We start from the raw sequence: 2,459 nt of genomic DNA on the forward strand, positions 1-2,459 counted from the left end.
TGAAACTTTGCCCGAGCAGTTTTGCTATCACGGTGGTTACAGTCGCTATTGTACTTGTAAACTGGAAGATGATGATGGCAATGAGATTTTCTATCAGGTAGTGTTTAGAGTGTGGAAGGAACAAGGAAAAATGCGTTTTCACGTTGAAAGTGCCTACCCCTTGCCGAGTCGGCCATCGAAAGTCAAAAAGGTCAATTTTTGGGTAATTTGCCACAATCTTTTGAACAATAAGAAGTTGCCCAAGCCATCCTCTAAGTAATCCCAATGTTCGCTCAATTGATCGAACATTGCTGTAATTCATTGTATTCATAGCACTCTTTAAAAGTCAGCTCATTAATCTTTTCCGATTAATTCATATGAACGGGCGGATTTACGATTACAACCTCGGCCGATTTATGAGTGTGGACCCGTTTATACAAGCGCCTACGTCAACCCAGTCGGTAAACCCGTACAGCTACATCATGAACAACCCGCTGTCAGGCACAGATCCGACCGGGTATTGCAGTACGGGCAGCCACATAAAAGGTAAAGATGTTGCAGGATGCTCAGTTGTCTTTGATGCTGGCAGCGGTGGTTCTGGGAAGAAAAAATCAGAAGCCAAAGTGACCAGCAATGGTGGAAATAACTACACTGCGAGTTTCCAGTTAGACAACAAAACAACATTGGAAGTTGATTTCAAAATCAATAATGTTGGTAGCCAAGGCGCAATTGCATCTGGGAGTGGTGTTGGCGGTTATACCGATGGTGAGCTGGCGAAGATGGGCTTCTCTGCAGGGACTCGATTTATTAACGATTTTGGGGATTGGAGAGCACGACCTGGTGGTGTTAGCATCGAACAAGATCAAGCGGCTCTCGCAGAGGCGGCGGGGGTTGCAGGATTTGCTGGCGCCGTACTATTAACTGGCGGTGCGTTAACTGCTTATATTGGTGCAGAAGCGACTGGATTAGTGTTTATAGCTGCATCTGGTGGTGATATGGTTGATGTTGCCTTAGCTAGATTGCCAGTTGCAAATAGTGGGTCGAAACTTTTACCCTATTCATCCGAAACTAGGTTTTTCAAAGGTGATGAAGCAGTGCAGCATTTTGAAAAACACAGTTCAGAGTTAATGCAAGCTTTTGGTCGAACCATCTACAACCTCAAAAATTATGTAGGTGATGCAAATCATGTAATCAAAGAAGGGACATTCGTGCCTGAAATGAATGGCTATGTTAGGTTAATTGGCGGAGAGGGAAGTGCTAAGTACGGTTTTGTTGGTTTGGATAGGACAACAGGAAACATAACAACATTCCATGTTAAATCTGTTAGTGAGCTTTCGAAGAAAGCTCCGAGTTTGGGGTTTTCGAAATGATAATAAAAAGAGCTGAATGGCTTTCAGAGACTGCTGAAGAAGCCATTTTATATATTGGTGATAATAGTTTTGAATGCGCAGCGTTTTCGCATCCATGTAATTTAAATACTGGTGATAGTTTAACTGAACCGTTGCTGGCTATTTCAGTAAGAGGTGTCGTTAAAATGCTGTCTTCGGTTCAACTTTCTATACATCGCCAAGGAAAAAGCTTCGTTCATGATGTTGTTGCTAAAGTGATTAATCCCCAAGCCGGAATAGTAACTGTAGGATCTATAGAAATTGAACTAGATCAGCCGTTGCCTCGCGATATTGGACTGGAAGATGTGATTCAGTTTACTTGTGGTCGCCTCGATGTGATTGCGTAGGAAAATCTAGAACTCACCTATTACTGTAATTTTAGCCAATTAGCCCCATGCATTTGGGGCTTTTTCTTGCTTAAAACTGGGCAATGTGACCAGCAGCCTGAGCAGTCGTGACCAGTAGAAGAGTTCAGCCTCTAACAGCCGTGTGCGCGATTTGGTGCAGTGCCACTACCTGGCGGCACTGGCGCAATTGAGCGTTTCTACTGTTCATGAGTGATCAGTTCTACTGTTTTGAGCTGCTCAGCCTGCTGCGAGTTTTGACCAAATGAGTTTTTGGAGATTATTCGCTTAAGTTCATGCAAAGAAAATGGATAGCTTGTTTATCGGTTTTAATACTAACGTTCAATAATCGCCTTACAAATTTTAATCCGAAACTGACAAGTTAGAGCAAAGGAGCTATCACACTTTTGTCCAGAAATGAGCCTTGTCGAGTAAATCACTTTTGCCCCAAAAGTTTGCTAGTACTCGTTTGTTCATTTGGGAGTTTACGAACGAGTTGCCTTACAAAATCTAATCAATTGGCCCGACTTTTAACGCTTCGCTATAACAGCCCAAATCTGGACAGGTATACAGTCATATCTTAAAACGCCTGTTTTTGAGGGCGTTGAGAGCAATATCCGTGGAAAAATCTAGCCATCCAGGTTAAATCGCATGATTTAGGATCCTCTACTAGACTCAATAAAAGTGTTGATGTGGAGGACTTGCTATGCCGCGCCCAAGAAGAACTCAGATCAGTGTTGAGGACACG

General features: G+C 43.0%; 2 protein-coding genes and 1 pseudogene. All 3 read left to right on the top strand.

Annotation, left to right across the window (positions count from 1 at the left end; translation table 11 throughout):
- A partial coding sequence (locus L2744_RS21210; protein ID WP_512700984.1) for a YjaZ family protein occupies positions 1 to 259 on the top strand: 259 nt, incomplete at its 5' end.
- A 73-nt stretch (positions 260 to 332) separates the two neighbouring features.
- Positions 333 to 500 (top strand): annotated as a pseudogene (locus L2744_RS21750) (RHS repeat-associated core domain-containing protein); the annotation flags it as partial.
- Positions 501 to 1,345: 845 nt separating this feature from the next.
- A complete protein-coding gene (locus L2744_RS21225; RefSeq protein WP_248993739.1) occupies positions 1,346 to 1,714 on the top strand; it encodes a hypothetical protein in 369 nt (122 codons plus the stop codon).
- Positions 1,715 to 2,459 lie beyond the last annotated feature (745 nt).

This window comes from Shewanella profunda (assembly GCF_023283765.1).
Taxonomy (GTDB): domain Bacteria; phylum Pseudomonadota; class Gammaproteobacteria; order Enterobacterales; family Shewanellaceae; genus Shewanella; species Shewanella profunda.

Coding starts and splice junctions, on each gene's coding strand:
- L2744_RS21225 (WP_248993739.1), top strand. CDS start 1,346: ATGATAATAAAAAGAGCTGAATGGCTTTCAGAGACTGCTGAAGAAGCC.